The organism is Pseudomonas umsongensis (assembly GCF_002236105.1).
Classification (GTDB): domain Bacteria; phylum Pseudomonadota; class Gammaproteobacteria; order Pseudomonadales; family Pseudomonadaceae; genus Aquipseudomonas; species Aquipseudomonas umsongensis.
The window spans coordinates 1,252,169-1,278,053 of sequence record NZ_NIWU01000001.1; the positions used below are offsets into that span (position 1 = coordinate 1,252,169).

Below are 25,885 nucleotides of genomic sequence, written 5' to 3' on the forward strand. Positions count from 1 at the left end.
CACCCTTTCCGAGAACCCCATCATGACCGCCAACACCCCCACCCTCCTGGTCGTCGAAGACGATGCCATCGTGCGCATGTTGATCGTCGACGTGCTGGAGGAGCTGGAGTACAAGGTCCTTGAGGCCGATAGCAGCGAGCAGGCGCTGGCGATTCTCAAGAATGAGAACCAGCACATCAACCTGATGATGACTGACGTGGGCTTACCCGTCATGGACGGCCAGGAGCTGGCCAGCCAGGCCCGGTTGCTGCGCCCTGGACTGCCCATCCTGTTCGCCAGCGGTTATGCCGAGAACATCGATGTACCCGAAGGCATGCATCTCATTGGTAAACCGTTTTCCATCGATCAGTTGCGGGACAAGGTCAAGGGTATCCTCGATAATGCCTGACTTCGGCCGCCGCTTTATCGCCGGCCTCCGTTACCTCTCCAGCGCCATGCTCGTTTCAAGGAATTCCGGTTCATGAGTCAGCCCCACGCAACCAAAGTCCTGGTTATTGGTTACGTCTGGCCCGAGCCCCGCTCTTCGGCGGCTGGCGGGCATATGATGCAAATCCTCGAAAGCTTCCTGCAGCAAGGCTGGCACGTCACATTCAGCAGCCCGGCCGGCAGCGGCGAACATCGGGCCGACCTGACGGCGCTGGGTATCCGTGAAATACCGATCGAGCTGAACAACAGCAGTTTCGACACCTTCATCAGCGAACTGGCCCCGGACATCGTCTTGTTCGATCGTTTCATGATGGAGGAACAGTTTGGCTGGCGCGTCGAGAAACACTGCCCCGAAGCACTGCGGGTTCTCGAGACCTCCGACCTGCAAAGCCTTCGCGATGCGCGCCAGCAACGACTCAAGAACCGCTTGAAGGCAAGCGAAGACGGCAATGATTTCAGCGAGCTCTTCGCGCCGGCATTGCGTGAAGAATTTGAGCTCATGGCCGAGACCGATCTGGCCCAGCGGGAGATCGCAGCGATTTATCGTTGCGACTTGAGCCTGATGATTTCCGAAGTCGAGATCGAGTTGCTGGTCGAACACTTCAAGCTGCCGCGCAGCCTGTTGCATGGGTGCCCGCTGATGGTGGACCTGCCCACCCATGCGCCGGTGCCGTTCGAGGACCGGGCGCACTTTATTCACATCGGCAATTTTCGCCATGCCCCCAACTGGGATGCGGTGCTCTGGCTCAAGACCACTATCTGGCCGATGATTCGCCAGCAATTACCCGCCGCTCAACTGCACATCTACGGCGCCTACACACCGCCCAAGGCGACCGCGCTGCATAACGCGGCGCAGGGCTTTCATGTGATGAACTGGGCTGAGGACGCCTTGCAGGTGATGTCGGCGGCACGGGTGTGCATGGCACCGTTGCGCTTTGGCGCGGGGATCAAAGGCAAGATTGTCGACGCAATGCTCTGTGGCACACCGAATGTCACCACGCCCATCGGCGCGGAGGGCATGCACGCAGCTGAGCCATGGCCGGGGGCGATCACCCGCACTGCCAGGTCCTTTGCCGATAGTGCCGTGCAGCTCTACCAGGACAAGACGCAATGGCTCAAGGCCCAGGCCCAGGGCCTGGAATTGCTGGCGAGCCGTTATCAGCCACGCATTCATGGGCCGGCGCTGATTGCACGGCTCGAGCACTGCCGCCAACACCTGGCTTCGATCAGGAGAGACAACTTCACCGGCAGCATGCTGCGTCATCATCAACACAAGAGCACGCAATACATGGCGCAATGGATTGAAGCCAAGAACCGCCATAAAGAAGACGCTCCGACATGAGCCGAACGCCCCGTGTCACCGACCCTTCCTACGAATTGATGGACGACCATAACGGGTTGTCCATCATCTATCGCCAGCACGGCTTCCCCTGCCCTTTGGTGCGCGGGCATTTCCACCGGTCGTCGTTGCACTGAGTATGGCGATGCCTCGGGCACGGGTTACTTCAACCTGCGTACTCGCCAATGGGATTTGCAGCTGCTGCGCGACATCGACCCCAGCGGGCGTCTGCAGGCCGCGTTGCCGGCCGGCGGTTGGTTGCCATTGATTTGCACCATGAACCTGACCAACGCCACGGAGTCGATTCGAGCACTGTTCGATCTGGATATCGAGCGTTTCAACGCGCTTGTTGCCCAGGCCCCCATCGGCGCCGAAGGCGTGTGCATGCCGATCGCGCAAAACGTGGCGGCCTCGCAGCTGGCCTATGAACGCTATCGACAATATGTCGCAACCCTATAAAGAGCGAACAACTATGTATCTGGTGTGTGGCGAAGCGCTGTTCGATTTCTTCAGTGAAAACGACGCCAGCGGCCTGGCTTCAAAAGTGAATTTCAAGGCCATCGCCGGTGGCTCGCCGTTCAATGTCGCGGTGGGTTTGCGCCGCCTGGGCGTGGAGGCTGCGTTGTTCGCCGGGTTGTCCACCGACTACCTTGGCCGGCGCTTGCTCCAGGTGCTGGAGGAGGAAGGCGTACGCACGGACTACCTGGTGGATTTTGCTGCACCGACCACCCTGGCGATGGTGGCGCTCGGGGCCAATGGCTCGCCCCACTACAGCTTTCGCGGCGAAGGCTGCGCGGATCGACAACTCAAACCCGAGCATCTGCCGGCGTTGGGGTCGCAAGTGCGCGGCCTGCACATCGGCTCGTTTTCCCTGGTGGTGCAACCGATTGCCGACACGCTGCTGGAGCTGGTGCGCCGGGAAAGCGGCAAGCGCTTGATCAGCCTTGATCCGAACGTGCGGCTTAATCCGCAGCCAAACATCGAGCTGTGGCGTTCGCGGATTGCGACCCTCGTCGAGCATGCCGACCTGATCAAGGTCAGCGATGAGGACCTGGGTTTGCTGTACCCCGGGCAGGACCCGGCGCAGGTTATAGAGGGCTGGCTGCAACACCGCTGTCAACTGGTATTCCTGACCCGTGGCGGCGAAGGTGCGAGCGTATTCAGTCGAAGCCATGGTTCGTGGTCGGTGCCGGCCTGCACGGTGACCATCGCCGACACCGTGGGCGCTGGCGATACCTTCCAGGCGGCGTTGATTACCTGGCTGACCGAGCAGGGGCTGGATTCGGTCGAAGGCGTTCGCCAATTGAGTCGCCAGCAGATCGATGAGATGGCGAGGTTTGCGGTGCAGGCGGCGGCGCTGACGTGCAGCAGGACCGGGCCGGATTTGCCGTATCGGCATCAGTTGACCTGACGCACCTCCCCTGTAGGAGCTGTCGAGTGCAACGAGGCTGCGATCTTTTGATTTTTAAAAGCAAGATCAAAAGATCGCAGCCTGCGGCAGCTCCTACAGGATCGAAAAGTTGTAGCTGACGATCAGCCGCGTCTCATCCACATCCCGGGCATATTGCTCGTAGTTGGTGCGGTAGGTCGCATTGCGCAATCGCAGGCTGACATCCTTGAACGTCCCGCCCTGCACCACATACTTGAGCTCGCTGTCACGCTCCCACTCTTTGCCTTCCTGATCGCTGCCGGGCACCTTGATGTGGTCACCGTTCACATAGCGGGTCAGGAAGGTCAGGCCGTTGATGCCGATGGCCTTGAAGTCGTAATCGTATCGCAGCTGCCACGAACGTTCCTGCGCTGCGGCGAAGTCGTTGACCTGCACGTAGTTGACCAGATACGGATTGCTACCATCGAGGTACGGCATCGAGTTGTCGCCATTCATGCGCTGCCAGCCCGCGCTGAACGTATGGCCGCCGTTGGCATAAGCGAGCATCGTGCTCAGCGCGCGGTTGTCAATGGAACCGGCGCGGGCAGCACCGCTGTCGGCACTCTTGAGCAAGCGCAGATCGGCCTTAAGCACACCGCCACCCAGGGGTTGACTGGCCAGCAGGCCGAGGAAGTGCTGACGGTAGATGTCTTCCAGTTCAGCGTAGTGATACTGGGCTGTCAGCCGCTCGTTGATCCGGTAATCGAAGCCGTACATGTCGAAATGGTTGGCCGTGATGTTGCAGGCATAACGCTTGTTCTTGCAGTGCAGGCGGATGTCCTGGGAGTCGGTGGAGTCCCGGGCGGTATACTTGTCCAGGCGCGCGGCCATGAAATTCAGATCCTGCACTTCCCTGGACGTGAGCATCGCACCGTTGAACATGGTTGGCAGCAAGCGACCGTCGTTGTACTTGAGCAGCGGCACATCCGGCAGCAGCGCGCCGTACTTCAGCACGGTTTGCGAAACGCGCACCTTGGCGGTCAGGCCCAGCTTGGTGTATTCATCCGCCGAACCACGCGGGTTACTGCCGCTGGACGGCAGCAAGCCACTGTTGCTGCTGTCTGGGCTGGAATCGAGCTTGAATCCCGCCATGCCCAATGCATCGACACCGAACCCGAGCGTGCCCTCGGTGTACCCCGATTGCAGATTCAGAATGAACCCCTGGGCTGACTCTTCGCGCTTGGACGCGCCCTGTTTGTTGGAGGTATGCCCGTCACGAAAATCCCGGTTGAAATACACCGTACGTGATTCGATTTTCGCTGTGGTGTCATCGATAAAACCGCTCGCTTGAACCGGCCCGGTAAAACCGGCGCACAGGACCAGGGCGCCGAAGCCGAATGACTGGCGAGCGCGGATGAACGTAAAAGGGGGACGCATTAAAAAAAAGCTCCAACAATGCAGCGATTGCGCCAGGACGCAATCAGCCAGAAATAGCCTTCGCCCCGGACCAGTAGAGGATCGGGCTGAAGTGAACACGCGGGGGTGAACGGCAATGATGGCAGAAGGCTTTTTCATGCTGCAGACGACTTTAGTCTCAATAGTGATCCGGTTTGATGGAAAAATGCCGCCGAACGGTAGTGGCAGTACGACAGGTGGCGTTCAGCGAAGTTAACCAATGCTTAATCGCGCAGTCCAACACTCTACTGGACCGCACGCCCTCAGAGCCCTCTGACGCCCAGTGCGGCAGGTTCGACGACACGTCGAGCTAACTTGCGACTGCACTGGAGATTGCCTCATGAACTCGCGCGCCCTGCTCGTTTCAATCGCCCTTTTCTGTGCCTCATCGACCGGCATTGCACAGGCCAACGACACCACGTCCACACAAAACGTGCCTTCCTACCACTACGGCATGCCGTTGCACGTGGGCAAAGTGATTGCGCTGAACGAACCCACCACCCTGGATTGCGAAGTGATCACAGCGACGATGAAATACATCGACTCACAGTCGGGTCAACCTGCAGAAATCGCCTACCGAAAACTGTCTGACGCCTGCAGTTATCAAAACTGAAGGGAAAGGACCAAAATAGTTGCTCGCAGTTAAAAACAGACGCGCCGGATCTGGGGTTTTCCCGCCCCGGCGCGAATCGGTAGAGCATGAAATGCCGGCTTAAAACGCTTTACGCAGCCCCTGATTATGCCCGGGTTCTGTGTAATGCTTTTGAAGATCGGTACGCAGGACAGCTATCAGCTCGTTGATTTCCCGACAGCCATTGAGTTGATGGGCATCGATTCCGGTTTTTACCAGATCGAGCTGATCGGTCTCCCCATCGGCATACACTTTTACAGTCATGGACATGTCCGGCGACAGCGTGCATTGACAGCGTCTCGGTAGAAAACTGCTTTCAATGATGTTGCGAAGTTCCAAGGCAGAAAGAAACATGGCGACCTTCTCCGTTGTGAGACTGCCAATTAATCATCGACACTGACTCATATGGAATCCCGGTCAGCTTGAGAACAGCTACAGCATAAAACATGCCTTGAATCTCGCTGTGCAGCTCATCGGTAATTCAAGGGGTTATTGTAAGGACTCGTGATTACGGTCATGCAAATTGCAAAAAAGGTTGATGAAGGCCCTGCAAATTGCATGTTCAGGCAAGGGATTTGCATTGGCCGCTGCCGGCGTCGAGAATGGCGCCCGGCCGATCAAGAATCGGCTCACCTACACATACGCAAGGAGGCATCATGGGTTCATCGACCATCAGCACCACCATCGGGCTGATCGCCGTCACGCTGTCGAGCATCGCCCATGGGGCAAAGCTCGAAGATGTTGCACCCTTTCCGAAACCTGAAAAGGGTTTCAGTCGTCAGGTCATCCACCTCGCCCCGCAAACCCGTGAAGACGACTTTCAGGTCCAGATCCTTGCTGGCAAGATCTTGGAAGTCGACTGCAATCGCCAACGCCTGGGTGGCATTCTCGACGAGAAGAACCTCGAAGGTTGGGGGTATCCGTTCTACCGCCTGGAAAAAGTCATCGGCCCGATGAGCACGCTGATGGCCTGCCCGGATGGCAAGCGCCAGCAGGATTTCGTGCTGGTGGTCGGTGACGGTTTCATGCTGCGCTACAACAGCAAACTGCCGATCGTGCTCTATGTGCCCAAGGACATCGAGGTTCGCTACCGGGTCTGGTCGGCCTCGAGCAAGGTTGAGAAGGCTGTCGAGGAATAACTGCCATTTTGAGCCCGGTCTACCCGATCGCTCCCAAACGTGAGAACGATCGGGTAAGCGTTATTTCAACCCTATCTTGTACAACGCTCCGTCCTCTTCATCGGTCAGCACATACAAATACCCATCCGGCCCCTGCCGCACATCGCGGATGCGCTTGTCGAGTTCGCCCAGCAAGCGTTCTTCGTGAATCACCTTGTCGCCGTCGAACTGCAGGCGAATCAATTCCCGGGTCACCAGCGCGCCAATGAACGCGTTGTGCTGCCAGTCCTTGAAGCGGTCGCCGTCGTAGAATGCCAAGCCGCTCAGCCCGGGGGACTTTTCCCAGACATGATTTGGCCCACGAGTACCTTCGGCGGTTTTACCTTTGGCTTCCGGGATCGGCTGGCCCGAGTAATCGATGCCGTGGGTGGCCAGCGGCCAACCGTAATTCTTGCCGCGCTCGATGATATTGACCTCATCACCGCCCAGGGGACCGTGTTCGTTTTCCCAGAGCGTGCCGGTCCAAGGGTTGAGCGCCGCGCCTTGTGGATTACGAACGCCGTAGGCCCATATTTCCGGGCGCACGTCGGCCTGTCCGACAAAGGGGTTGTCTCCAGGCACCTGGCCGTCGGGATAGATCCTTACGACCTTGCCCTGCAACTTGTCGAGGTCCTGGGCGGTGGGCCGGTCGTTGTTTTCCCCCAGCGTAATGAACAGGAAGCCGTCCCGGTCGAAAACCAGCCGCGAGCCAAAATGGTTGCCCACCGAGAGCTTGGGCTCCTGACGGAAAATTACCCGGAAATCCTTCAGGGTCGTCAGGTCTTCGGACAACCGTGCGCGGCCAACCGCAGTACCCGCCTTGCCACCCTGGCCGCCGCCTTCGGCATAGGACAGGTAAATCATCCGGTCTTGCCTGAAGTCAGGCGACAGCGCCACATCCAGCAAGCCGCCCTGCCCCTTGGCCCAGACCTTGGGCACGCCGTTGAGCGGTGCTGACAACTTGCCGTCGGCCGTCACCACACGCAGGTTGCCCGGTCGCTCGGTGACCAGCATGCCCTGCCGGTCCGGCAGAAAAGCCAGCGCCCAGGGGTGTACAAGTCCCGAGGCGATCAGCGTCACCTCAAGGGTGCCCTGCTCGCTTTGCATGTCCTGGGTGGTTGCTGCCAGAACAGGCGCGCTGGCGGCTAACAAGGTGCTGGCAAAAAAAGTGCTCAGGAGGCTACTACGCAACATGCACGATTCCTTTTGTCATGGGATGGGCCAACAGGACGCCAGCCCGGTCCTTCAAGGGCTACGGGGCGGTGGATTGGGGATGAACTTCGGGGCGCTGCTGGGGGCCGAGCGATCCTGCGGGTAACGATTGCCGATGCCACCGTTGTCAAGGGTGGGCGGTCGTGGCACGGGTACGGTGTTCGGCCCGCGGATGGCCGGGGCACTGGGCTGTGTGCCTTGCATGCTGTTTGGGTTGGCCCGGCGGATCGGACTGTTGTAGGGATTGTTGTGGGTGCTGCCCGGCAGGTTTTGCGCCAACTGTATCGGAGCGCCGGGCGAAGCGGTGCCGGCCTGGGCCATGTGACCGAGTACGCCGCTCAATGCCAGCACGATAAGGCCAGGTACGTATCGGTTCATTGGCGAGCCTCGCGAAGGATGCGTGAATAGATTCGTCCATAGCACGCTACGCCTGGGATCGGGATTTGTTAACCCAAACTTCCCGGCAAGATGTAACACGACGTCGACGCACAGCCCCACACGGCCTGCAGGCCGCTGAAACTTTTGCACGAGGCCCAAGGTCACCTGAACATCACTTTCGGAAAGACGACCATGGCACGGGCAATCTGGAAAGGCGCGATCAGTTTCGGGCTGGTGCATATCCCTGTGGCGCTGGTCTCGGCGACGTCCTCCCACGGGGTGGATTTCGACTGGCTCGACAGTCGCAGCATGGACCCGGTGGGCTACAAACGCGTCAATAAAGTCACCGGCAAGGAAGTCACCAAAGAGCACATCGTCAAAGGCGTGCAATACGAAAAAGGTCGATATGTGGTGCTCAGCGAGGAGGAGATTCGCTCGGCGCATCCACTCTCGACCCAGACTATCGACATCTTTGCCTTTGTCGACAGCAAGCAAATCCCGCTGCAGAACATCGACACGCCCTACTACCTGGCACCGGATAAACGGGGCGGCAAGGTCTATGCCCTGTTGCGTGAAACCTTGACCAAAACCAATAAAGTCGCGCTGGCCCGCGTGGTGCTGCATACCCGCCAATACCTGGCGGCCTTGATGCCGCTGGAATCGGCCATGGTCCTCGTGAAGCTGCGCTGGCCGGCGGAAGTGCGCAGTCTGGACGAGTTGGCATTAGGACCGGATGTGACCAAGGCCGAGTTGGGCAAGGGCGAACTCGACATGGCCAAGCGCCTGGTAGAGGACATGAGCGTCGAATGGTCGCCGGAGGATTACCGGGACGAATTCGAAGACAAGATCATGGCCCTGGTGGACAAGAAAGCCCATGAAGGCAAAATCGAGGATGTTGAAACAGCCACTGGCGAGGAGGAGCGCAAGACCGCGGATGTCATTGACTTGACTGAGTTGCTCAAGCGTAGCCTGGGGGGCAAGGGCGGGAGCAAGGAGACGGCCAAGCCCAAATCGCCGACAAAACCGGCGGCGCGGAAAAAAGTCAGCAAGTGAGGGGTTGAACGTTCCGGCCTCATCGCTGGCAAGCCAGCTCCTACAAAGATAGGCGGTGGCCACAAAACCTGTGGGAGCGGGCTCGCCGGCGATGACGTCAGTTTTGACAAACGAAAATCAAACCAGGACAAAAATCGCCAGCAACCCACCAAAGAAGGCCCACTTCTGCAGGTAATAAAGCTTGCGATTACGCTTTTTCAAGGCTTTGCCATTCAAGCGGATCTTGTAAATCTTGCCGAACAGGCGGTTGATGCCTCCGGTCTTGTCGCCCGCCTCATTCGGCGCACCGGCAGCCGCCATCACATTGCGGCTGAACCAGCGGTTGAATGCGGCCACCCAGCGGTACTTCATCGGGCGCTCCACATCGCAAAACAGAATGATGCGGTTCTGCTCGGTGGTGTTGTGTGCGTAATGAATGAACGTCTCGTCGAACATCACCGCTTCACCGTCGCGCCAATGATAGTTTTCGCCGTCGACGTTGATGTAGCAGCCCGAATCGTTAGGTGTCTCCAGGCCCAGGTGATAGCGGTAGGAGCCGGCATACGGATCACGATGGCGAACCAGTTTCGAACCCGGCGGCAATTCGGCGAACATCGCCGCCTTGATCGAGCCGATGCTCTGTACCAATTCGGTGGTGCGCGGGCAAAGCTTCATGGCCGATGGGTGGCTATCGCCGTACCACTTGAGGTAGAAGCGCTTCCAGCCGGTCTTGAAGAAGGAGTTGAAGCCGACGTCATCGTAATCATTGGAGCGCTTGATCTCCCCCGCCTTCAGCAGGTTCTGGCCTTCGGCGCGAATCTCCTCCCAATGCGTCTGCAGTGGCGCGAGGTCGGGAAAGTCCGCCGGGTTGAGAAACGGCTTGTTAGGGATCTTCGAGAACAGATAAAGCAAGCAATTGATCGGCGCCAGGAACGTCGAGTGGTCGCTCAGCTGACGGCCCAGTTTGTGGCGTACACGGCCACGCAGATGGACATACGCGATGGATATAACGTAGACAGCGGCAATGATGAGTTTCACGAAAATCGTCACACGTCAGAGGTGAGCAAACTGCGCTCCCTGGCAACCAATAGCCTGCGGAGCCTGAGTAGTGCCTGAAAACCAGACAACGGGCCCGGTGGCCCGTCCTTGAGCCGACGCCAACGTTTGGCATCAGTGAAAGATGGCATTTTAGCGATCGTCCGTAACCAATTGTTAGCCTTGAGATGTGAAAATCTGTCCGTTGATACCGTCAATGCGTCGGTGCGGCCTTATTGCCCTATCGTTTATATGGCCAGACCAGTACAATCGCCGCCAAACTTTACGCGCCCCCCTTGGTTGATGACGGGAAATCCCGGCCTCAGCGCACTTCGACTCGGGCCAAGCGCTCCCAATGCTGCTGTCCACTTATTGCCAGATGGATCTTGCGCTGCTGACCGGGATGTACGTCCCATGGTCGAACAGCGTTAACGGGTACTGAATCGGTACTGCCGCAACCCTAGCTACTCTGAATGCTTCGCAGGAAAAACCTTTGATTTCTACAGCTAACATCACGATGCAGTTCGGCGCCAAGCCGTTGTTCGAAAACGTTTCGGTCAAATTCAACGGCGGCAACCGCTATGGCCTGATCGGGGCCAATGGTTGCGGCAAGTCGACGTTCATGAAGATCCTGGGCGGTGACCTCGAGCCGTCCGGCGGCCAGGTCATGCTGGAGCCGAACGTGCGCCTGGGTAAATTGCGCCAGGACCAGTTCGCCTACGAAGAATTCACCGTGATCGACACCGTGATCATGGGTCACGAAGAGCTGTGGAAGGTCAAGGCCGAGCGCGATCGCATCTACTCGCTGCCGGAAATGAGCGAGGAAGACGGCATGGCCGTGGCCGAGTTGGAAACCGAATTCGCCGAAATGGACGGCTACACCGCCGAATCCCGTGCTGGTGAACTGCTGCTGGGCCTGGGAATTCCGCTGGAACAGCATTTCGGCCCGATGTCCGAAGTGGCTCCAGGGTGGAAACTTCGGGTGTTGCTGGCCCAGGCCCTGTTCTCCGATCCGGAAGTGCTGTTGCTCGATGAACCGACCAACCACCTGGACATCAACACCATTCGCTGGCTGGAATCCATCCTCACGGTGCGAAACAGCACCATGATCATCATTTCCCACGACCGTCACTTCCTCAACAGCGTCTGCACCCACATGGCCGACCTGGACTACGGTGAGCTGCGCCTGTTCCCGGGTAACTACGACGAGTACATGACCGCGGCGACCCAGTCCCGCGAGCAGTTGCTGTCGGACAACGCCAAGAAAAAAGCCCAGATTGCCGAACTGCAAACCTTCGTCAGCCGCTTCTCGGCGAACGCCTCGAAAGCCAAGCAGGCCACTTCCCGTGCCAAGCAGATCGACAAGATCCAACTGGCCGAGGTCAAGCCCTCGAGCCGCGTGAGCCCGTTCATCCGGTTCGAGCAGACCAAGAAGCTGCACCGCCAGGCCGTGACCATCGAGCAGATGTCCAAGGGCTTCGATGGCAAGACCCTGTTCAAGAACTTCAGCTTCACCGTCGAAGCTGGCGAGCGCGTGGCGATCATCGGCCCGAACGGCATCGGCAAGACCACCCTGCTGCGTACCTTGATGGGCGAACTGACCCCGGATGCCGGCTCCGTGAAATGGACCGAAAGCGCAGAGCTGGGCTACTACGCCCAGGACCACGCCCACGACTTCGAAGACGATGTCAGCCTGTTCGACTGGATGGGCCAGTGGACCCAGGGCGAGCAGATCATTCGTGGCACCCTGGGCCGGATGCTGTTCTCCAACGACGAGATCCTCAAGTCGGTCAAGGTCATCTCCGGTGGTGAGCAAGGTCGCATGCTGTTTGGCAAGCTGATCCTGCAAAAGCCGAACGTGCTGGTGATGGACGAACCAACCAACCACTTGGACATGGAATCCATCGAGGCGCTGAACCTGGCACTGGAAAACTACCCGGGCACGCTGATCTTCGTCAGCCACGACCGTGAGTTCGTGTCCTCCCTGGCAACCCGCATCATCGAGTTGAGCCCTAACGGCGTGACCGACTTCAGCGGCACCTATGACGATTACCTGCGTAGCCAGGGCGTGGTGTTCTAAGAGCAGCCTGTAGGAGCGAGCATGCTCGCGATGGACGTTAACGATAACGCGTGAAATCTGGATGAATGCGTTATCCGAACGTTTTAGATCATTCCCACGCTCTGCGTGGGAATGCAGCCCGGGACGCTCCGCGTCCCAATCCAGAGCCGAACGCGGAGCGTCCGTTGAGGCATTCCCACGCAGCGCGTGGGAACGATCAAATCTCAAGCCTAATTAGTTAGCCTGCTTTCTTTTATCTCGCCGCCACGCCATCATGCAGTTCTCCTGCCGCCGCCCGCGAACGAGCCCTTCATGTCTGCGCAAGAACAGCCACCGCAAAGCTCCATGGCGATCACCCTGCAGATCGTTTCCATCGTTTTCTATACCTTTGTCGCCTTCCTCTGCATTGGCCTGCCCATTGCGGTGTTGCCAGGATACGTCCATGAACAGCTCGGGTTCAGTGCCGTCGTCGCAGGGCTGACCATTGGCTCGCAATACCTGGCTACCCTGCTCAGCCGGCCCATGGCCGGGCGCATGTCGGACAATGTCGGTACCAAGCGCGCGATCGTTTATGGCCTGTTGGGGATTGTCCTGAGTGGCGGGCTGACTTTGTTGTCGGTGTTGCTGCAAAGCGCTCCTTTAATCAGCTTGCTGGTCCTGATCGCCGGACGCCTTTTGCTGGGCATCGCCCAAGGGCTGATCGGGGTCGGTACCATCAGTTGGTGCATGGGACAGGTGGGTGCCGAACACACCGCGCGCTCGATCTCCTGGAACGGTATTGCCTCCTACGGGGCGATTGCCATCGGGGCGCCGCTGGGGGTGGTGATGGTCGGTCAACTGGGGTTTGCCAGCCTGGGTATCGCCCTGTCGGTGCTGGCCCTGGCGGCGCTGCTGCTGATTCGCAACAAGCCGTCGGTGCCGGTCGTGCGCGGTGAGCGCCTACCCTTTTGGGCGGTGTTCGGGCGCATTGCACCGTTTGGCGCAAGCCTCAGCCTGGCTTCGATCGGCTACGGCACCCTCACCACCTTTATTACCCTTTATTACATCAATCGAGGCTGGAGCGGTGCGGCGTATTGCCTGACGGTATTCGGGGTATGTTTCATCCTGGCCCGGTTGCTGTTCATTTCCAGCATTAGCCGATTTGGCGGCTTCCCGTCGGCCATCGCCTGTATGACCATCGAGACCATCGGCCTGGCGCTGCTGTGGCTGGCGCCTTCGACTGGCTATGCCTTGATCGGTGCCGGCCTGACCGGGTTCGGCTTGTCGCTGGTGTATCCGGCACTGGGCGTCGAGGCAATCAAGCAGGTGCCTAACGCGAGTCGCGGCGCGGGCTTGAGTGCTTACGCGGTGTTTTTCGACCTGGCCCTGGCGATTGCCGGCCCGCTGATGGGGGCGGTGGCGTTGAACCTGGGGTATCCGTGGATCTTCTTGTGCGCGGCGATGCTGTCCGTCACCGGACTTTGTCTTACTTTGTTGCTTTCACGTCGGGTCACAAGTCCTGTTAGTTAAATAAATACACCATTACAACCCTATAAGCATTTGCAAATACATTAGCACGCAATATCACGCATCAATTAATGCAGAGTGCCATCGTTGTTATAATCATCAACTTTGACAAAATCACGGATGACACACCTACATTAAATTCTTACTCGGAAAGAATAGAAGATGCGAACAGCTCTAACCGTGTTTACTCCAATACTGGCGTTCTTACTGGCCCCCACTGCAAATGCCGAAAGTTCGGTTCAACAGCAAATCTGCCACAATGGCGTCTGCTATGATGTTGGCGGCCCGCCAGACTCTGGTGGCATTGGCGGCGATTGCTGCCCATTCAGCGATGAACGCCTGAAACAAAATGTCCAGCGCCTGGAAAACCCGACGGAGAACCTGCTTAAACTCCGTGGCGTGACATTCAACTGGAAACACAACGACCAGCCTGATGTCGGCCTGATCGCGCAAGATGTACAGAAGGTCTACCCACAGTTGGTACGCACTGAAGGCGATCACCTGCAAGTGGACTATCAAAAACTTGTAGCACCATTAATTGAATCGGTTCGCGAACTCAATGCCAGAGTGCAAACCCTGGAAACAGCCCTGGCTAACAAGTAACGAATTATAAAAGCGCCTGGTCGTCATTCATTGATCGGCAGTCTGCATCCCGGCTCGCGTCGCTCTGCCCAGTGTGCGAGAAAAAAAGCGTCCGGCTTCGGAGATCAGGTTGCGGTGAATATCGACGCGATCGACACCGTCGGCATCGGTGCACAAGGCTGGCGTGACAACGATCTGCTCGTCATTGCACGGAGCCATGAATACGAAGTGCCCGGCCCCGGCCAGCAGCTTGAAATCGGGGGCGACGGGCAGTTTGCGCGCCAGGGCGGCGGCGTTCTTGTCGGGGTACACCAGCTTGTCGCCATCGCCGCTGTAAAGCAGCACCGGAACATGCACATCGGCCAGGGTATGACGACCGAACTTCAGGCTCAGTGGCGCCATCAGCAGCAATGCATGGACGCGCGGGTCGGCTACCGGTTGCAAATCATCGCGGTCGACAATCAGTTCACCCTGGGTATTGCAGGCATCACGGTCGTCCGGGCGCTCCTGGCAGTAGCGGCGCAGACGATCCAGATCCGGAGTCGCGCCCGACAGTATCAATGCCGTCTCGCCGCCTGCCGAATAGCCAATGACGCCAACCTGCTCGGCATTGACATAAGGCGCGAGCATGGGATCGCCCAGGGTCGCGGTGATGGCTTCGGAAATCTGGATCGGCCGTCCGTACAAATTGCTCAAGGTGCCGAGGCGGCTGTGGTCTTTGGAGTTATCGCCGGGATGAATAACAGCCACCACCACAAAACCCTTGCGTGCCAGCGACGTGGCCAGGTCATGCAGGGCCAATGGCGTGCCGGTGTTGCCATGGGACAGCATCAGCATTGGAAACCGGCCCATGGCGACTTTGGTGTCTTCGCCGGCTTCGACGGTGTAGCCCTCAAGCCGGCTGGAGTGTTCCTTCGCGCTCGAAGGGTAGAACGCAATGGCCCGCATCGGTTGCAGATCGAGCGGATCGAGAAAGCTCATTTCATGAAAACCGACGCTCCAGTGAGGATGCGGCGCAGGTGCGGCGTGCACTGAATTCAGGCTGGCGAGCAGACAGATCAGTAAAGCTGCACAAAGACGCACCATGGGATGCCCCACCTTGCTACGGAACGGAGACGTTAAGCCTCGACTGCATGACTCGGGCCACAATTTTGCAAGCGCAATTAGCAATACTGAGAAACAAAAAACTCCGCATCTGCCACTTGCGTGAACAGAATACAGAGTTTTTTGGGGATTGCCTGCAGCGACAGCGGGGTCTTTATCCAAACCTTATGCGGCGGCGAACAGCTGCTCGCTGATTTGTGCCTGGGCATCACTCATCGCTTTGCCGCGCACTTCGTCACCGTAAGCCAGGCCGTGGGCACGGACGAATTCGATGTCGGTAATGCCGATGAAACCAAACAGCACCTTCAAGTAGTCTTCGTGGGCAACACCGGTTGCCTGGCCGGCGTGCAGGCCACCGGAAGTCGAAACGACCACCACTTTCTTGCCACCGCACAGGCCTTCAGGGCCGGCGTCGGTGTAGCGGAATGTCTGGCCGGCGACGGCAATGCGGTCGATCCAGGCCTTCAATTGGGTCGGGATGGTGAAGTTATACATCGGCGCTGCAATCACCACGGCATCCGCGGCGAGGAACTCGGCCAGGGTAGACGCGCTCAGTTCGGCTTCGTGCTGTTGGGCCGCGTTGCGCAGTTCAGCCGTGGTACCCGCTGCAACCAGTGTGGTCGAGGAAAAATGGCTGATGGCGTCGGCTGCCAGATCGCGGTAGGTCACAACGGCGGACGGCTCGGCGGCTTGCCAGGCTTTGACGACTTCGCTGCTCAGCTGACGGGAAGCCGAGTTGTCACCAAGAATGCTCGAATCGATATGCAGCAGTTTCATGTGGGATCTCCAGGTGAGGATCGCCGTCAGGGGCGATCTGATGGAAACAATCCTACAGATCAAACCAATAACTGATTAGACTGCAACAATACGATAGTTTGTCTCACTGGTAGAACGATCGAGAAAACGCCCATGCAAGACCTTAATGATCTCTATTACTTCGCCAAAGTCGTCGAGGCTGGCGGCTTCGCGGCCGCCGGACGTTTGCTGGGGATTCCCAAGTCGCGATTGTCCAGGCGCATCGCCGAGCTGGAAGAGCGCCTGGGTGCACGTTTACTGCAACGCACCACAAGGCAACTGAAACTCACTGCCGTAGGCGAACGTTATCTGCGCCACTGCCAGGCGATGCTACTGGAAGCGGAAATGGCTGACGAAGCCGTGGCCAGTATGTCCAGCGAACCCCGTGGGCGCTTGCGAGTCTCTTCCCCGGTCGGCCTGGCTCACGAAATGCTGCCGGGGGTAATCAGCAACTTCCTCGAGAAGTATCCGCAAGTGCAGCTGGAGGTGATGCTGGTCAATCGACGCGTCGACCTGGTGACCGAAGGCGTGGACGTTGCATTACGCGTGCGCGAACCGGGTGATGAAGACCCGCTGTTGGTGACTCGCCGCCTGCGCCAGGCGCAGATGCTGATGGTCGCCAGCCCCGCCTTTCTCGAGGGGCTTGAGATCAATCATCCCGACGACCTGAAAAACCTGCCGGTACTTGGCGCCCTCGAACCCGATCGCCTGGTGCACATTGGCCTGGTCGATCGCCAGGGCAAAAAATACGACCTGGCCCTAGAAGCGCGGCTGGGCATCGACGACTTCATCGTGCGCAAGACCTGCACACTGGCTGGCCAGGGCTTCACGACGCTGCCGATGATGTATTGCGAGCAGGAGCTGGCAAATGGCTCACTGGTACAGTTACTGCCCGAGTGGTCGCTGCCCGGGGGTTGGTTGCAGGCGGTCTACCCTCATCGACGCGGCGTGATGCCGGCCGTGCGCGCCTGGCTTGACCATCTGATCGAAACATTCAATGCCTGTGGAGATCGCTTGATATGAAGGCAGGACGCATGAGCGAGGCCGACGTAGCGGCTTTTTGCCTGGCTTTGCCGGGTGCCCGTGAAGATTACAAATGGGGTGGCGTGCGGGTATTTTCGATTGCCGGCAACAAGATGTTTGCCTTGCAGAACCTGCGCGGCGAGTCACTGGCTTTCAAGGTCGACAAGGACCTGTTTCTGGGGCACTGCGACCGTCCCGGCATTCACCCGGCGCCTTATCTGGCCCGGGCACAATGGATTATCATGACCACGCCCTACCCGCTCGGCGCCGAGGAATTGCAAGGCTTGCTGAAGCGTTCTCATCAACTGGTGGTGAGCAAGTTGCCCAAGCGCACGCAGGTCGGCCTCTTGCTCTAGCAGCGCCTCGATCAGAACAGTGAGAACAGCTGCGCCTCGAGGAACAGCTGGTCGATCCAGAACACCTGGTGCAGCAGCACGATGATCCAGAACACCAGTTGAAAGGACACCTTGCGCGTCTTGTGCCGAAACACTTGCTGCGCGAGCAAGGCGCCCGGCCAGCCGCCAGCGAATTCCAGCGCATGCAGGACGTTTTCCGGCGTACGCCAGTGATCAACGCGCGCTTTGCGCTTGTCGCTCCAGTACAGCAGGAACGCCAGCACGCTGACGATACCGTAGGCCGCCAGGGGAATCAGTGAACCCCCTTGCAGCCACCACGACATCGAACCGAACAGCGGCAGCGCGCACACCATCGCAAACACCAGCAGCTTCAGGCGCAGGTGGCGGATGTTTGCCCCGTTGCGCGCGCTGACACCATTCATGGCTTGGCCGCGGTCCAGTCAACCCAACCGAATTGCCAGGTGGCCAGGATGAGCAAGCCGAAAGCAATGCGGTACCAGGCGAACACCGCATAACTGTGGCTGGCGATGAACATGAGCAAGCCTCGCACCGCGATCATCGCGAAAATGAACGCCGTGATGAAGCCAATCGCAAACACCGGGAAATCCGCAGGCACGAACAGGTCGCGATACTTGTACCCCGAGTACACCGCAGCCCCCACCATGGTCGGCATGGCCAGGAAGAAGGAAAACTCGGTAGCGGTCTTGCGCGACAGGCCGAACAACAAGCCGCCGATGATCGTCGAGCCTGAGCGCGAGGTGCCCGGAATCATCGCCAGGCACTGGGCCAGGCCGACTTTAAGGGCGTCTTTCCAGGTCATGTCATCGACGCTTTCTGCATGTACTTCGTGCTGGCGCTTTTCAGCCCACAACATGACGATGCCGCCCACGACCAATGCCGTGGCTACCGTGATCGGGTTGAACAGGTAGTGGTGAATCAAGTCGGCGAAAATCACCCCCAATACCACCGCCGGAAAGAAGGCAATCAGCAGGTTGGCGGTAAAGCGCCGGGCATTGGGCTGCGTCGGCAGGCCCACTACCACATCGAAAATCTTGCGACGAAACTGCCAGACTACCGCCAGGATGGCGCCGAGCTGGATAATGATGTTGAACGCCATGGCACGCTCACCACCGAAGTTGAGCAAGTCGGCGACAATAATCTGGTGCCCGGTACTGGAAATGGGCAAGAACTCCGTCAGCCCTTCTACAATGCCAAGAATCAAAGCCTGAAAGGCCGTCCAAAGATCCATCAATCCCCCAAAAGGCAATGCGTCGACGCATGCCCCGTTAATTTATTCAAAGCCGTTTACTGTAAATCAGCGTCGTTGAGTCCCGCGCGCACAAGCCTACGCAAAAATCTCCAGAGTTTCGTGAAAAATCAGTTTGATTTCAGGTTTTTGCGTGCGGGACGAAATCCTAGCAGACAAGTACGCCTAATGCTGTCGTGTTGCAGGCTCCGATAGAGACGCTGCATCAAGCCTCCTCGCGGTAATCCGGTTACAATTCGCCCCCTCTTCGATTTTCCAGGGAAACTTATGTCCGGGCTTGAACTGTTTGCCGCTACCCTCGGCGTCATCGCCGTCTGGTTGACGGTCAAGCAGAACCCTTGGTGCTGGCCGATCGGCCTGGTCATGGTGCTGATCTACAGCTGGATCTTTTTTGAGGTGAAGCTGTATTCGGACATGTTGCTGCAAGTGATATATGCCGCGCTGCAGATTTATGGCTGGTGGCAATGGACGCGCGCAGGCCAGGCGCATCTTGGACGCGAGGTCAGCCGGCTGGATGGGCAGGCGGTGGCTTCGGGGCTGGCCCTGGGCGCGCTCGGCAGCCTGTTGCTGGGCGCCGCCATGGCGCACTGGACCGATGCCGCACAACCCTGGCTAGATGCCGCCCTCACGGCTTTCAGCCTGGTGGCGCAATGGTGGATGGCGCAAAAACGCCTGCAATGCTGGCCGTTGTGGATCGTCCTGGACTGCGTCTTCGTCGGCTTGTTCCTCTATAAGGGGATGTACCTGACGGCTGCCCTGTATGGGTTGTTCGCCCTGTTGGCTATTCAAGGCTGGCGGACATGGCGCAGCGACCCGGTGCTATGCCCATGAAGGTGCTGGTGCTGGCAGGACCGGAATCGAGTGGCAAAAGCTGGCTTTCGAGCGAGATTTACGCCAATTTCGGCGGCATATTGGTCGGCGAGTATGTTCGGTATTTCATCGAGAATGAAGCCCGGCTAACCTGCTTCGAAGACATTACGCCCATAGCACTTGGCCAGCTTACTTGGGAAGATCAGGCACGGGCGAAACAGCCGTCACTGTTGATTCTCGATACGCACCTGTTAAGCAATGTACTTTGGAGTCGAACGTTGTTCGGCGCCTGCCCGTCGTGGATCGAACGGGCTTTGAAGAAACGCCATTACGACCTTCACCTGCTGCTGAGCCCTGATACGGTGGCCTGGCATGACGACGGACAGCGTTGCCAGCCGCAACTGGAAGAACGCCAGGCATTTTTCCAGGCCAGCCGCCAGTGGTTTGAGCTGCATCGCCAGCCTTACGAGGTACTGCAAGGTGACTGGCAACAACGCAAGGACATGGCTTTCGAGGCTGTGACACGCTTGCTACGCACCTGACAGGGCGGCCCCGCCCTGTCAGAAAATGTCCATTGCTGAAACACCTCGCCCCGCGCAAACCCTCAAGCTAGAGCGGCTCAAGCATTTTCTCAAGAAAATGTTAAGCCGCTGATACAACGCCCCCTAATCGCCCTTAGCAAGCAATGCCGCCAGCATGGACGGCACTTTCGCGCGCCTTTGTCTCAGTGACGTTACAAAGTGTTTTTCTCCACCTCAACAGTTAAAGCCAAGCCACTGTTATTGAAGACAAATCAAAAACCGGCACACCTTCTGCTCTCTTCCCCTGCAACGCTGATAAGGGCCAGCGTTCCACTTACAGAAGGAATTGCCGCCGTGGGGAAACTCCAGAACAAAATCCATAGCCTCCTGCTGGTCGGATGCACACTGAGCTCAATGGCCTGCCTGTCTGCACAAGCGGACAACGGCATTATCATCATCAAGCGTGATGTCCAGGTGCGCAACGCGACGACTGCGCCGCTCGTTCCCGACCCTAACCCCACGACCGTCAATGCCAACCCGTCCAAACAGGTCCTCGCTCAAACCAACGAGTTGAGTGACGGTGACTTTGCCGGCGTTGCCAGTGGTGCAGGCATCTCCCGACTGGTGACGCAAAACACCAACAACCTGGGCGGCAATATCAGCACCCAGACCCAACTTTCCAACCTCCCCGCCGGGCGTTCGGGCAATTCCGGCAGCGGCATTGCCAACATGGTCAATTCAAACGTCCAGCAGGGCCTGGGCGCTCTGAGAATCATAACGGGAGACCGTTAAGATGAATCGTACGCTGCTGATGATCGCCATGTTTTGCAGTGCATCGACCTTCGCCCAATCCCCCGTCCCCGTCATCAATAACGCCGACATCGACGGTTCGGGCGCGCAGTATCAAGGCAACTTCGCGGTCAACCAGGCGGCCGGCGACCTGCAGCAACAGGCTAATGCCCGGGCCATCGCCGCGGGTCATAACGCCAGCGCGACCACAGAGATTCGCCAACGGTTACGCACCATTGTCGACCCCAACATGGATGCCCGATCCAGCATTCAAGGCGACTCCTTCAGCCATGGCAATGGCGCGTTGGGCGTCAACCAGAGCGCGGGCGCCAGCAACCAGCAAGCCAATGCGCTGCGGATCAGCACCAGCGCACAGCCGCAAAGTATCGATGACAGCGTCCTCATGCAACAGAACGTGACGCTGCTCTCCAACTCCGATCCAACTGACTCCGCACCAGGCTATCGCCAGGTCACCACCAGTGACCAGGCTTTCACCGGTAGCCGTGGGCTCATTCAGTTGAATCAGAGCGCCGGGGTGGGAAACCGAATGGCCAACACCCTCAGCGTACGGGTCGTGGACTGACCCAAACAGGTAATAACAACACTTAACCTAAAATAAGTACGGAGAATCACCATGAAACCTTCGATGGCATTAAAGCCTCTGGTTTTCGCAATTGCTGCGGTCATGGCTGTTGCTGTACAAGCTGGGCAAAACGATCGGCGTGGTAACCATCATCACAACGGAGGCCACCACACCCCTCCTGCAAAAATGATCCCTATCAGTGCGACTGCCAATGCTCACGACAGACAGAGCAGCACCAACAATCGCATCTGGAATGAAGGGGTAGAAAACTCGGCCGAGATGAGCAGTTCGGCCCAAGGCGCAAGTGGCAACGTCGGCGTCAACGTGGCGGCAGGTAACGGCAACCAGCAAGACAACGCCGCCGCCATCGCCAACGCAGCCTCCGACAACGCCGCGATCGACAACAGCTTCGTGTTCGGCACGGCCACTGCCTCCGCCGACGTGCGGCAAACCAGCAACCGTAACGTCGTCCACAACTTCGGCGTAACCAACTCTGCCGTGATGAGTGGATCCGCCGATGGCAGCAGCGGTAACGTGGGTGTCAACATTGCTGGCGGCGACCTGAACCAGCAGAAAAACACCATGGCAATTGCCAACACCAATGCCCCACTGGGTAGCGCAAGAGCCACCGCCTCCGCCAACCAGGACGGTCCTGGCTTGATCGTGAATAACACCGCTGACCGGACCTATCGCGTGGATACCATTACGGTTACCAAAACCGCAAGCGGTAGTGCCTCTCGCGAGAAATCCTTCGAGGCTAGCGGCAGTCAAAGCGCTTCGTCGAGCTGGGCCGCTGCCGGTTCCAAAAACTCTAGCTCCAGCGGTTCCTTCAGCCTGGATGCAAGCGGTTCCAAAAGCAGCAATGCAAGCGGATCCAACAGCAGCAGCGCAAGCGGTTCCTTCAGCCTGGATGCAAGCGGTTCCAACAGCAGCGCTGCAAGTGGTTCCAATAGCAGCAGTGCAAGCGGTTCATCGAGTGCTTCTTTGAATGCTTCCCTGGACGCTTCCCTGGACGCTGCGGCGGCGTCTTCCCACTCCACTACCGTCAACAATGGCTGGGGCGATCGCACCCGCAGCAGAGAGTCCGATGCATCGCTTACCGCTTCGCTTAGCGCTTCGCTTGACGTGTCGGTAGACAAATCATACGACAAATCGCGCGAATCCTCGTTCGACAGGTCTCGCGAATCCTCGTTCGACAAGTCTCTCGATGTCTCGTACGACAAATCCCGTGAATCCTCGTACGACAAATCGCGCGATTCCTCGTTCGAAAAATCGTTCGACACTTCGTTCGAGAAAGCCAACGCGTCGTCGTATGACAAATCGGGCAGCAAGTCGTCCGAATCCGAGTACGCAAAAGCGAAAAGCTGGAGCGAAAGCAGCTCTTATGATTTGAGCAACACCTACTCTTATCAAGTGCTGACTCCAACCGGCTGGGCCAACCCTGTAACCAACACTGCAACCCTGAGCGGTTCGGTGAACGGCGGCAGCGGCAACCTGGGCGTCAACGTGGCTGCTGGTGTGGGCAACCAACAAAGCAACTCGTTGGCCATCTCCAACCAATCGTTCTAATGCTGTCAGTCGAGGCCCCCTTCCGGGGGCCTTTTCAACCCAACCAGAAGGCGTCCCCACCATGCGTATTATCGCCTTGGCAATCTTGCTCTGCGTGTCCAGTGTGATCGAGGCTGCACAACTGCCGCTGTCTGTCCTGCCAGGCGGTGCGGTGGTGTACAAGCCGATCCAGAGCATTCGCGAGCGCAAATTTGCCGACCTGGTGCAGCAGAAAACCGATTTCAGTTGCGGCGCCGCTGCGCTGGCGACCATCTTGCGCCAGGCCTACTGGCTTGACGTAGACGAAGAACAGATCATCGAAGGCATGCTGTCTCACTCCGACCAGGATCTGGTCCGCGTCCAGGGCTTCTCCATGCTCGACATGAAGCGCTACGTGGAAAGTCTCGGGATGCGGGCGCGTGGCTATCGTGTATCACCTGAATCTTTGAAGGAGATCAGGATTCCGGTGGTGGTACTCATGGACATCCGTGGCTACAAACACTTTGTGGTCATGCAAAGAGTCCATAACGACTGGGTCTATATCGGCGATCCGGTACTCGGGCATAAACGCTACAAAGTCGATGACTTTATCAAAGGCTGGAACGGCATCATCTTTGCCGTCATCGGCCAAGGCTACGACAAAAATAATGCATTGCTCGACCCGCCCCTGCCGCTGACTGCCAAGAACCGCGTAAATACCTTCAGCCCGGTGCAGGACGCAGAGTTGATGGATTTCGGCTTCATACAAAGCGACTTCTTCTAATAACAAGCGAGCATGATGCTCCGGGAGTATCCAATGAAGACTCCAATCTGGCTGGCCGTCGCTTGCCTGGCCGCCAGCCTGCCGATCCATGCAGAAATATTGAAACCCATTGAGTTGAGCGACCAGGAACTGGCAAGCCTGCGCGGGCGTTATGTCTTGCCGGGACGGATCATCAGTTTCGGTATTGCCATGACCAGTACCTGGCAAAACGCCAACGGAGAAGTGATCGGGGCAACGTCCTCGATGCAAATTCAACAGTCGACCATCAAGCCACAATTCTATGTGTCGTTGATCGACGAAAAAGGCACTGGCTCAGCGCGTACCCAAAGCACCGGCACTGGCACGGTCACCGGCGGTGGCGGCCTCAACAGCACTGAAGGCGTCACTCAAGTCGTGCGGGCTGCCGGCGACAACAACAGTGCCTACAACAACGTCGATATCAACGTTACCAAGGCCAACCAGGCGCCAGCCACGCCACAGCAGGGCCAGGCACTTGCCGCGGGCTCAACTTTGGTTGGCTCCAATGGCGCGGGAACGCTGAGCGTTTCCTCGAGCGGTACTGGGGTGCAACTGAACATCATCGCCAACAACAACCAGGGCAGTACCATGCAACGCCTGGCCCAGGGTGGATTGATGCAGAACACGACGTTGCTCGGCAATAGCAACCAAGTCAGGAACCTCACATCGTTGAATGTCGTGCTGCGTGACAACATGGCGACAGCCGGCTCACTGAACGGCAACCTGGACCAGCTCAAAGGTCTTCGCACTCAAGGATTCTGATCTACGCTCAGTCTCATCATTTGTAGTCAGAAGGGACGGCTAACCCATGCACCGATCGTTAACGTTCAGAGTTATCGTTTGTCTGAGTAGCCTGGCACCGGCCCCATTGCTATACGCAGCACCGGACCCCCAGGTAGAAGCACTAAAACAAGAACTCATGGAGTTGAAACAGCGTTACGAAGCACAACAGAACGCGCTGATGGTCCTTGAACAGCGCGTTCGACAAGTTGAAGAAGCTCCTGCGACACCTGCGCCCAAACGCCTGACCAAGTCCCCCGCGGAATCGCCCAAGAGTGGCCAGACGTTGGCTGCCGGCGCGCCCGGAACCACTGGCAGCTCCTACGGGCAGTCGCTCAAGGATGACTCGGAACCGGCACAAAGCGTATCCAACCTGTACGACGAAGCCAGCGGGTTCTTCGGCGGCGGCAAGTTCAGCGTCGAAACCGGCCTGACCTACACGCACTACGATACCCGTGCGCTGACGCTCAATGGCTTCCTGGCACTGGACTCGATTTTCCTCGGCAACATCAACCTGGACCGCATCAAGGCCGACAACTGGACACTGGACCTGACCGCCCGCTACAACGTAGCGCAACGCTGGCAGTTCGACATTAACGTCCCCGTGATCTATCGCGAGTCTACGTACTCCTCCGGTGGCGCCGGCGGCGCCGCCAACGGGGTTTCAGACGAAACCGTTACCCGCGACCCGGCCATCGGCGATGTGAACGTTGGCGTGGCCTACAAATTCCTCGACGAGTCGGCCAACCTGCCCGACGCGGTGGCGACACTGCGCATCAAGGCGCCAACCGGGGAAGACCCTTACGGTATCAAGCTGATCGAGGTCCCGGGCAACGATAACCTCGCGGTACCCGAAGACTTGCCGACCGGCAATGGTGTCTGGTCGATCACCCCGGGGATCTCGCTGGTCAAGACCTTCGACCCGGCCGTGCTGTTCGGCAGCTTGGCCTACACCTACAACATGGAGGACTCTTTCAGCGACATCAGCCCTCAGGTCAATTCCAAGGTGCCCGGGGACGTGAAACTGGGCGATTCCTGGCAGATCGGCGCCGGCATTGCCTTCGCCTTGAACGAGAAGATGAGTATGTCGTTCTCCTTCACCGATCAGTTCGCACGCAAGAGCAAGATCAAGCCGGACGGCGGCGATTGGCAATCGATCTCCAACAGCGACTACAACTCGGCCAACTTCAACATCGGCATGACCTTGGCCGCCACCGACAACCTTACGATCGTTCCCAACCTGGCCATCGGCCTGACCGACGACTCGCCGGACTTTTCCTTCAGCCTGAAATTCCCGTACTACTTCTGACCCACGACAAAGCCCCGTTGCGACTTCAATCGCAACGG

The 25,885-nt window shown here is 58.3% G+C and carries 28 protein-coding genes and 2 pseudogenes; 21 read left to right on the top strand and 9 right to left on the bottom strand.

The genetic code is table 11. The annotated features are described in order from the left end of the window. The first annotated feature begins 22 nt into the window (after positions 1-22). From PSUM_RS05510 to PSUM_RS05525, 5 genes and pseudogenes are all read left to right on the top strand, one after another. Positions 23-388: a response regulator gene (locus PSUM_RS05510; protein ID WP_033043335.1), complete on the top strand. Its 366-nt coding sequence runs from the start codon at positions 23-25 to the stop codon at positions 386-388. A 72-nt stretch (positions 389-460) separates the two neighbouring features. Then, a complete protein-coding gene (locus PSUM_RS05515; protein ID WP_083349159.1) occupies positions 461-1,768 on the top strand; it encodes a glycosyltransferase in 1,308 nt (435 codons plus the stop codon). Continuing rightward, positions 1,765-1,887 (top strand): annotated as a pseudogene (locus PSUM_RS30995) (AraC family transcriptional regulator); the annotation flags it as partial. The gene PSUM_RS05515 and the pseudogene PSUM_RS30995, both read left to right, overlap by 4 nt. After that, positions 1,883-2,152: pseudogene (locus PSUM_RS05520) on the top strand (xylulokinase); the annotation flags it as partial. The pseudogenes PSUM_RS30995 and PSUM_RS05520, both read left to right, overlap by 5 nt. Positions 2,153-2,237: 85 nt before the next feature. After that, on the top strand, positions 2,238-3,176 hold the full coding sequence (locus PSUM_RS05525; RefSeq protein WP_083349160.1) for a carbohydrate kinase family protein: 939 nt from the start codon (positions 2,238-2,240) through the stop codon (positions 3,174-3,176). A gap of 93 nt (positions 3,177-3,269) precedes the next feature. Here the strand turns inward: PSUM_RS05525 and PSUM_RS05530 are convergent, their stop codons facing one another. After that, on the bottom strand, positions 3,270-4,571 hold the full coding sequence (locus PSUM_RS05530; protein WP_020797129.1) for an OprD family porin: 1,302 nt from the start codon (positions 4,569-4,571) through the stop codon (positions 3,270-3,272). Positions 4,572-4,929: 358 nt separating this feature from the next. On the opposite strand from PSUM_RS05530, the gene PSUM_RS05535 reads away from it, so the two are divergent. Further along, positions 4,930-5,202: a DUF2790 domain-containing protein gene (locus PSUM_RS05535; RefSeq protein WP_020797130.1), complete on the top strand. Its 273-nt coding sequence runs from the start codon at positions 4,930-4,932 to the stop codon at positions 5,200-5,202. Positions 5,203-5,301: 99 nt separating this feature from the next. Here PSUM_RS05535 and PSUM_RS05540 read toward each other — a convergent pair whose 3' ends face one another. Further along, the gene (locus tag PSUM_RS05540) at positions 5,302-5,574 is read right to left on the bottom strand and encodes a DUF1652 domain-containing protein (protein ID WP_020797131.1); all 273 of its coding nucleotides are present in this window, start codon (positions 5,572-5,574) and stop codon (positions 5,302-5,304) included. 302 nt (positions 5,575-5,876) lie between these two features. Between PSUM_RS05540 and eco the strand changes: the two genes are divergently transcribed. After that, on the top strand, positions 5,877-6,359 hold the full coding sequence (gene eco / locus PSUM_RS05545; protein ID WP_083349161.1) for a serine protease inhibitor ecotin: 483 nt from the start codon (positions 5,877-5,879) through the stop codon (positions 6,357-6,359). Positions 6,360-6,419: 60 nt separating this feature from the next. Here the strand turns inward: eco and PSUM_RS05550 are convergent, their stop codons facing one another. Both PSUM_RS05550 and PSUM_RS05555 read right to left on the bottom strand, forming a co-directional pair. Next, entirely contained in the window at positions 6,420-7,571 is a 1,152-nt protein-coding gene (locus tag PSUM_RS05550; RefSeq protein WP_083349162.1) for a PQQ-dependent sugar dehydrogenase, read from the bottom strand. Positions 7,572-7,622: 51 nt separating this feature from the next. Continuing rightward, positions 7,623-7,967 (bottom strand): hypothetical protein, encoded by a 345-nt coding sequence (locus PSUM_RS05555; protein ID WP_033044477.1) that lies wholly within the window; start codon positions 7,965-7,967, stop codon positions 7,623-7,625. A 192-nt stretch (positions 7,968-8,159) separates the two neighbouring features. On the opposite strand from PSUM_RS05555, the gene ku reads away from it, so the two are divergent. Next, the gene (gene ku, locus PSUM_RS05560) at positions 8,160-9,020 is read left to right on the top strand and encodes a non-homologous end joining protein Ku (protein WP_083349163.1); all 861 of its coding nucleotides are present in this window, start codon (positions 8,160-8,162) and stop codon (positions 9,018-9,020) included. A gap of 117 nt (positions 9,021-9,137) precedes the next feature. Here the strand turns inward: ku and lpxO are convergent, their stop codons facing one another. After that, on the bottom strand, positions 9,138-10,037 hold the full coding sequence (gene lpxO, locus PSUM_RS05565; protein WP_033044479.1) for a lipid A hydroxylase LpxO: 900 nt from the start codon (positions 10,035-10,037) through the stop codon (positions 9,138-9,140). A 490-nt stretch (positions 10,038-10,527) separates the two neighbouring features. Between lpxO and PSUM_RS05570 the strand changes: the two genes are divergently transcribed. From PSUM_RS05570 to PSUM_RS05580, 3 genes are all read left to right on the top strand, one after another. Then, positions 10,528-12,114 (top strand): ABC-F family ATPase, encoded by a 1,587-nt coding sequence (locus PSUM_RS05570; protein WP_033044478.1) that lies wholly within the window; start codon positions 10,528-10,530, stop codon positions 12,112-12,114. Between the two features lie 291 nt (positions 12,115-12,405). After that, entirely contained in the window at positions 12,406-13,602 is a 1,197-nt protein-coding gene (locus PSUM_RS05575; protein ID WP_083349164.1) for an MFS transporter, read from the top strand. Positions 13,603-13,761: 159 nt separating this feature from the next. Then, positions 13,762-14,202, top strand: a complete 441-nt coding sequence (locus PSUM_RS05580) for a tail fiber domain-containing protein (RefSeq protein ID WP_080725356.1) — start codon at positions 13,762-13,764, stop codon at positions 14,200-14,202. A 27-nt stretch (positions 14,203-14,229) separates the two neighbouring features. On the opposite strand, the gene PSUM_RS05585 is transcribed toward PSUM_RS05580, so the two are convergent. Together PSUM_RS05585 and PSUM_RS05590 are read right to left on the bottom strand one after the other, a co-directional pair. After that, a complete protein-coding gene (locus PSUM_RS05585) occupies positions 14,230-15,267 on the bottom strand; it encodes an alpha/beta hydrolase family protein (protein ID WP_020797140.1) in 1,038 nt (345 codons plus the stop codon). A 183-nt stretch (positions 15,268-15,450) separates the two neighbouring features. Continuing rightward, the gene (locus tag PSUM_RS05590; RefSeq protein WP_083349165.1) at positions 15,451-16,062 is read right to left on the bottom strand and encodes an FMN-dependent NADH-azoreductase; all 612 of its coding nucleotides are present in this window, start codon (positions 16,060-16,062) and stop codon (positions 15,451-15,453) included. A 132-nt stretch (positions 16,063-16,194) separates the two neighbouring features. Between PSUM_RS05590 and PSUM_RS05595 the strand changes: the two genes are divergently transcribed. Beyond that, on the top strand, positions 16,195-17,103 hold the full coding sequence (locus PSUM_RS05595; RefSeq protein ID WP_083349166.1) for a LysR substrate-binding domain-containing protein: 909 nt from the start codon (positions 16,195-16,197) through the stop codon (positions 17,101-17,103). After that, a complete protein-coding gene (locus tag PSUM_RS05600; RefSeq protein WP_083349167.1) occupies positions 17,100-17,459 on the top strand; it encodes an MmcQ/YjbR family DNA-binding protein in 360 nt (119 codons plus the stop codon). The genes PSUM_RS05595 and PSUM_RS05600 overlap by 4 nt, the downstream gene beginning before the upstream one ends. An 11-nt stretch (positions 17,460-17,470) precedes the next feature. Here PSUM_RS05600 and PSUM_RS05605 read toward each other — a convergent pair whose 3' ends face one another. Both PSUM_RS05605 and PSUM_RS05610 read right to left on the bottom strand, forming a co-directional pair. Then, positions 17,471-17,881 (bottom strand): DUF1294 domain-containing protein, encoded by a 411-nt coding sequence (locus tag PSUM_RS05605; protein ID WP_020797144.1) that lies wholly within the window; start codon positions 17,879-17,881, stop codon positions 17,471-17,473. Then, complete coding sequence (locus PSUM_RS05610) at positions 17,878-18,708, bottom strand: undecaprenyl-diphosphate phosphatase (protein WP_033043490.1); 831 nt, start codon at positions 18,706-18,708, stop codon at positions 17,878-17,880. The genes PSUM_RS05605 and PSUM_RS05610 overlap by 4 nt, the downstream gene beginning before the upstream one ends. Before the next feature lie 285 nt (positions 18,709-18,993). On the opposite strand from PSUM_RS05610, the gene pnuC reads away from it, so the two are divergent. The 8 genes from pnuC (at position 18,994) to PSUM_RS05650 (ending at position 25,847) form a co-directional block, all read left to right on the top strand. Continuing rightward, complete coding sequence (pnuC, locus tag PSUM_RS05615; protein WP_020797146.1) at positions 18,994-19,557, top strand: nicotinamide riboside transporter PnuC; 564 nt, start codon at positions 18,994-18,996, stop codon at positions 19,555-19,557. After that, the gene (locus PSUM_RS05620; protein WP_083349168.1) at positions 19,554-20,078 is read left to right on the top strand and encodes an AAA family ATPase; all 525 of its coding nucleotides are present in this window, start codon (positions 19,554-19,556) and stop codon (positions 20,076-20,078) included. The genes pnuC and PSUM_RS05620 overlap by 4 nt, the downstream gene beginning before the upstream one ends. Positions 20,079-20,471: 393 nt before the next feature. Beyond that, entirely contained in the window at positions 20,472-20,849 is a 378-nt protein-coding gene (locus PSUM_RS05625; RefSeq protein ID WP_020797148.1) for a hypothetical protein, read from the top strand. A gap of 1 nt (position 20,850) precedes the next feature. After that, the gene (locus PSUM_RS05630) at positions 20,851-21,429 is read left to right on the top strand and encodes a hypothetical protein (RefSeq protein ID WP_020797149.1); all 579 of its coding nucleotides are present in this window, start codon (positions 20,851-20,853) and stop codon (positions 21,427-21,429) included. 51 nt (positions 21,430-21,480) lie between these two features. Further along, positions 21,481-22,998 carry a hypothetical protein gene (locus tag PSUM_RS05635; RefSeq protein ID WP_020797150.1) on the top strand — a complete coding sequence of 506 codons (1,518 nt, stop codon included), beginning with the start codon at positions 21,481-21,483 and terminating at the stop codon, positions 22,996-22,998. Positions 22,999-23,059: 61 nt separating this feature from the next. After that, entirely contained in the window at positions 23,060-23,740 is a 681-nt protein-coding gene (locus PSUM_RS05640; RefSeq protein WP_020797151.1) for a C39 family peptidase, read from the top strand. A gap of 33 nt (positions 23,741-23,773) precedes the next feature. Next, the gene (locus PSUM_RS05645) at positions 23,774-24,520 is read left to right on the top strand and encodes a hypothetical protein (RefSeq protein ID WP_083349169.1); all 747 of its coding nucleotides are present in this window, start codon (positions 23,774-23,776) and stop codon (positions 24,518-24,520) included. A 46-nt stretch (positions 24,521-24,566) separates the two neighbouring features. Further along, positions 24,567-25,847 carry a coiled-coil domain-containing protein gene (locus PSUM_RS05650; RefSeq protein ID WP_083349170.1) on the top strand — a complete coding sequence of 427 codons (1,281 nt, stop codon included), beginning with the start codon at positions 24,567-24,569 and terminating at the stop codon, positions 25,845-25,847. Positions 25,848-25,885: the final 38 nt, after the last annotated feature.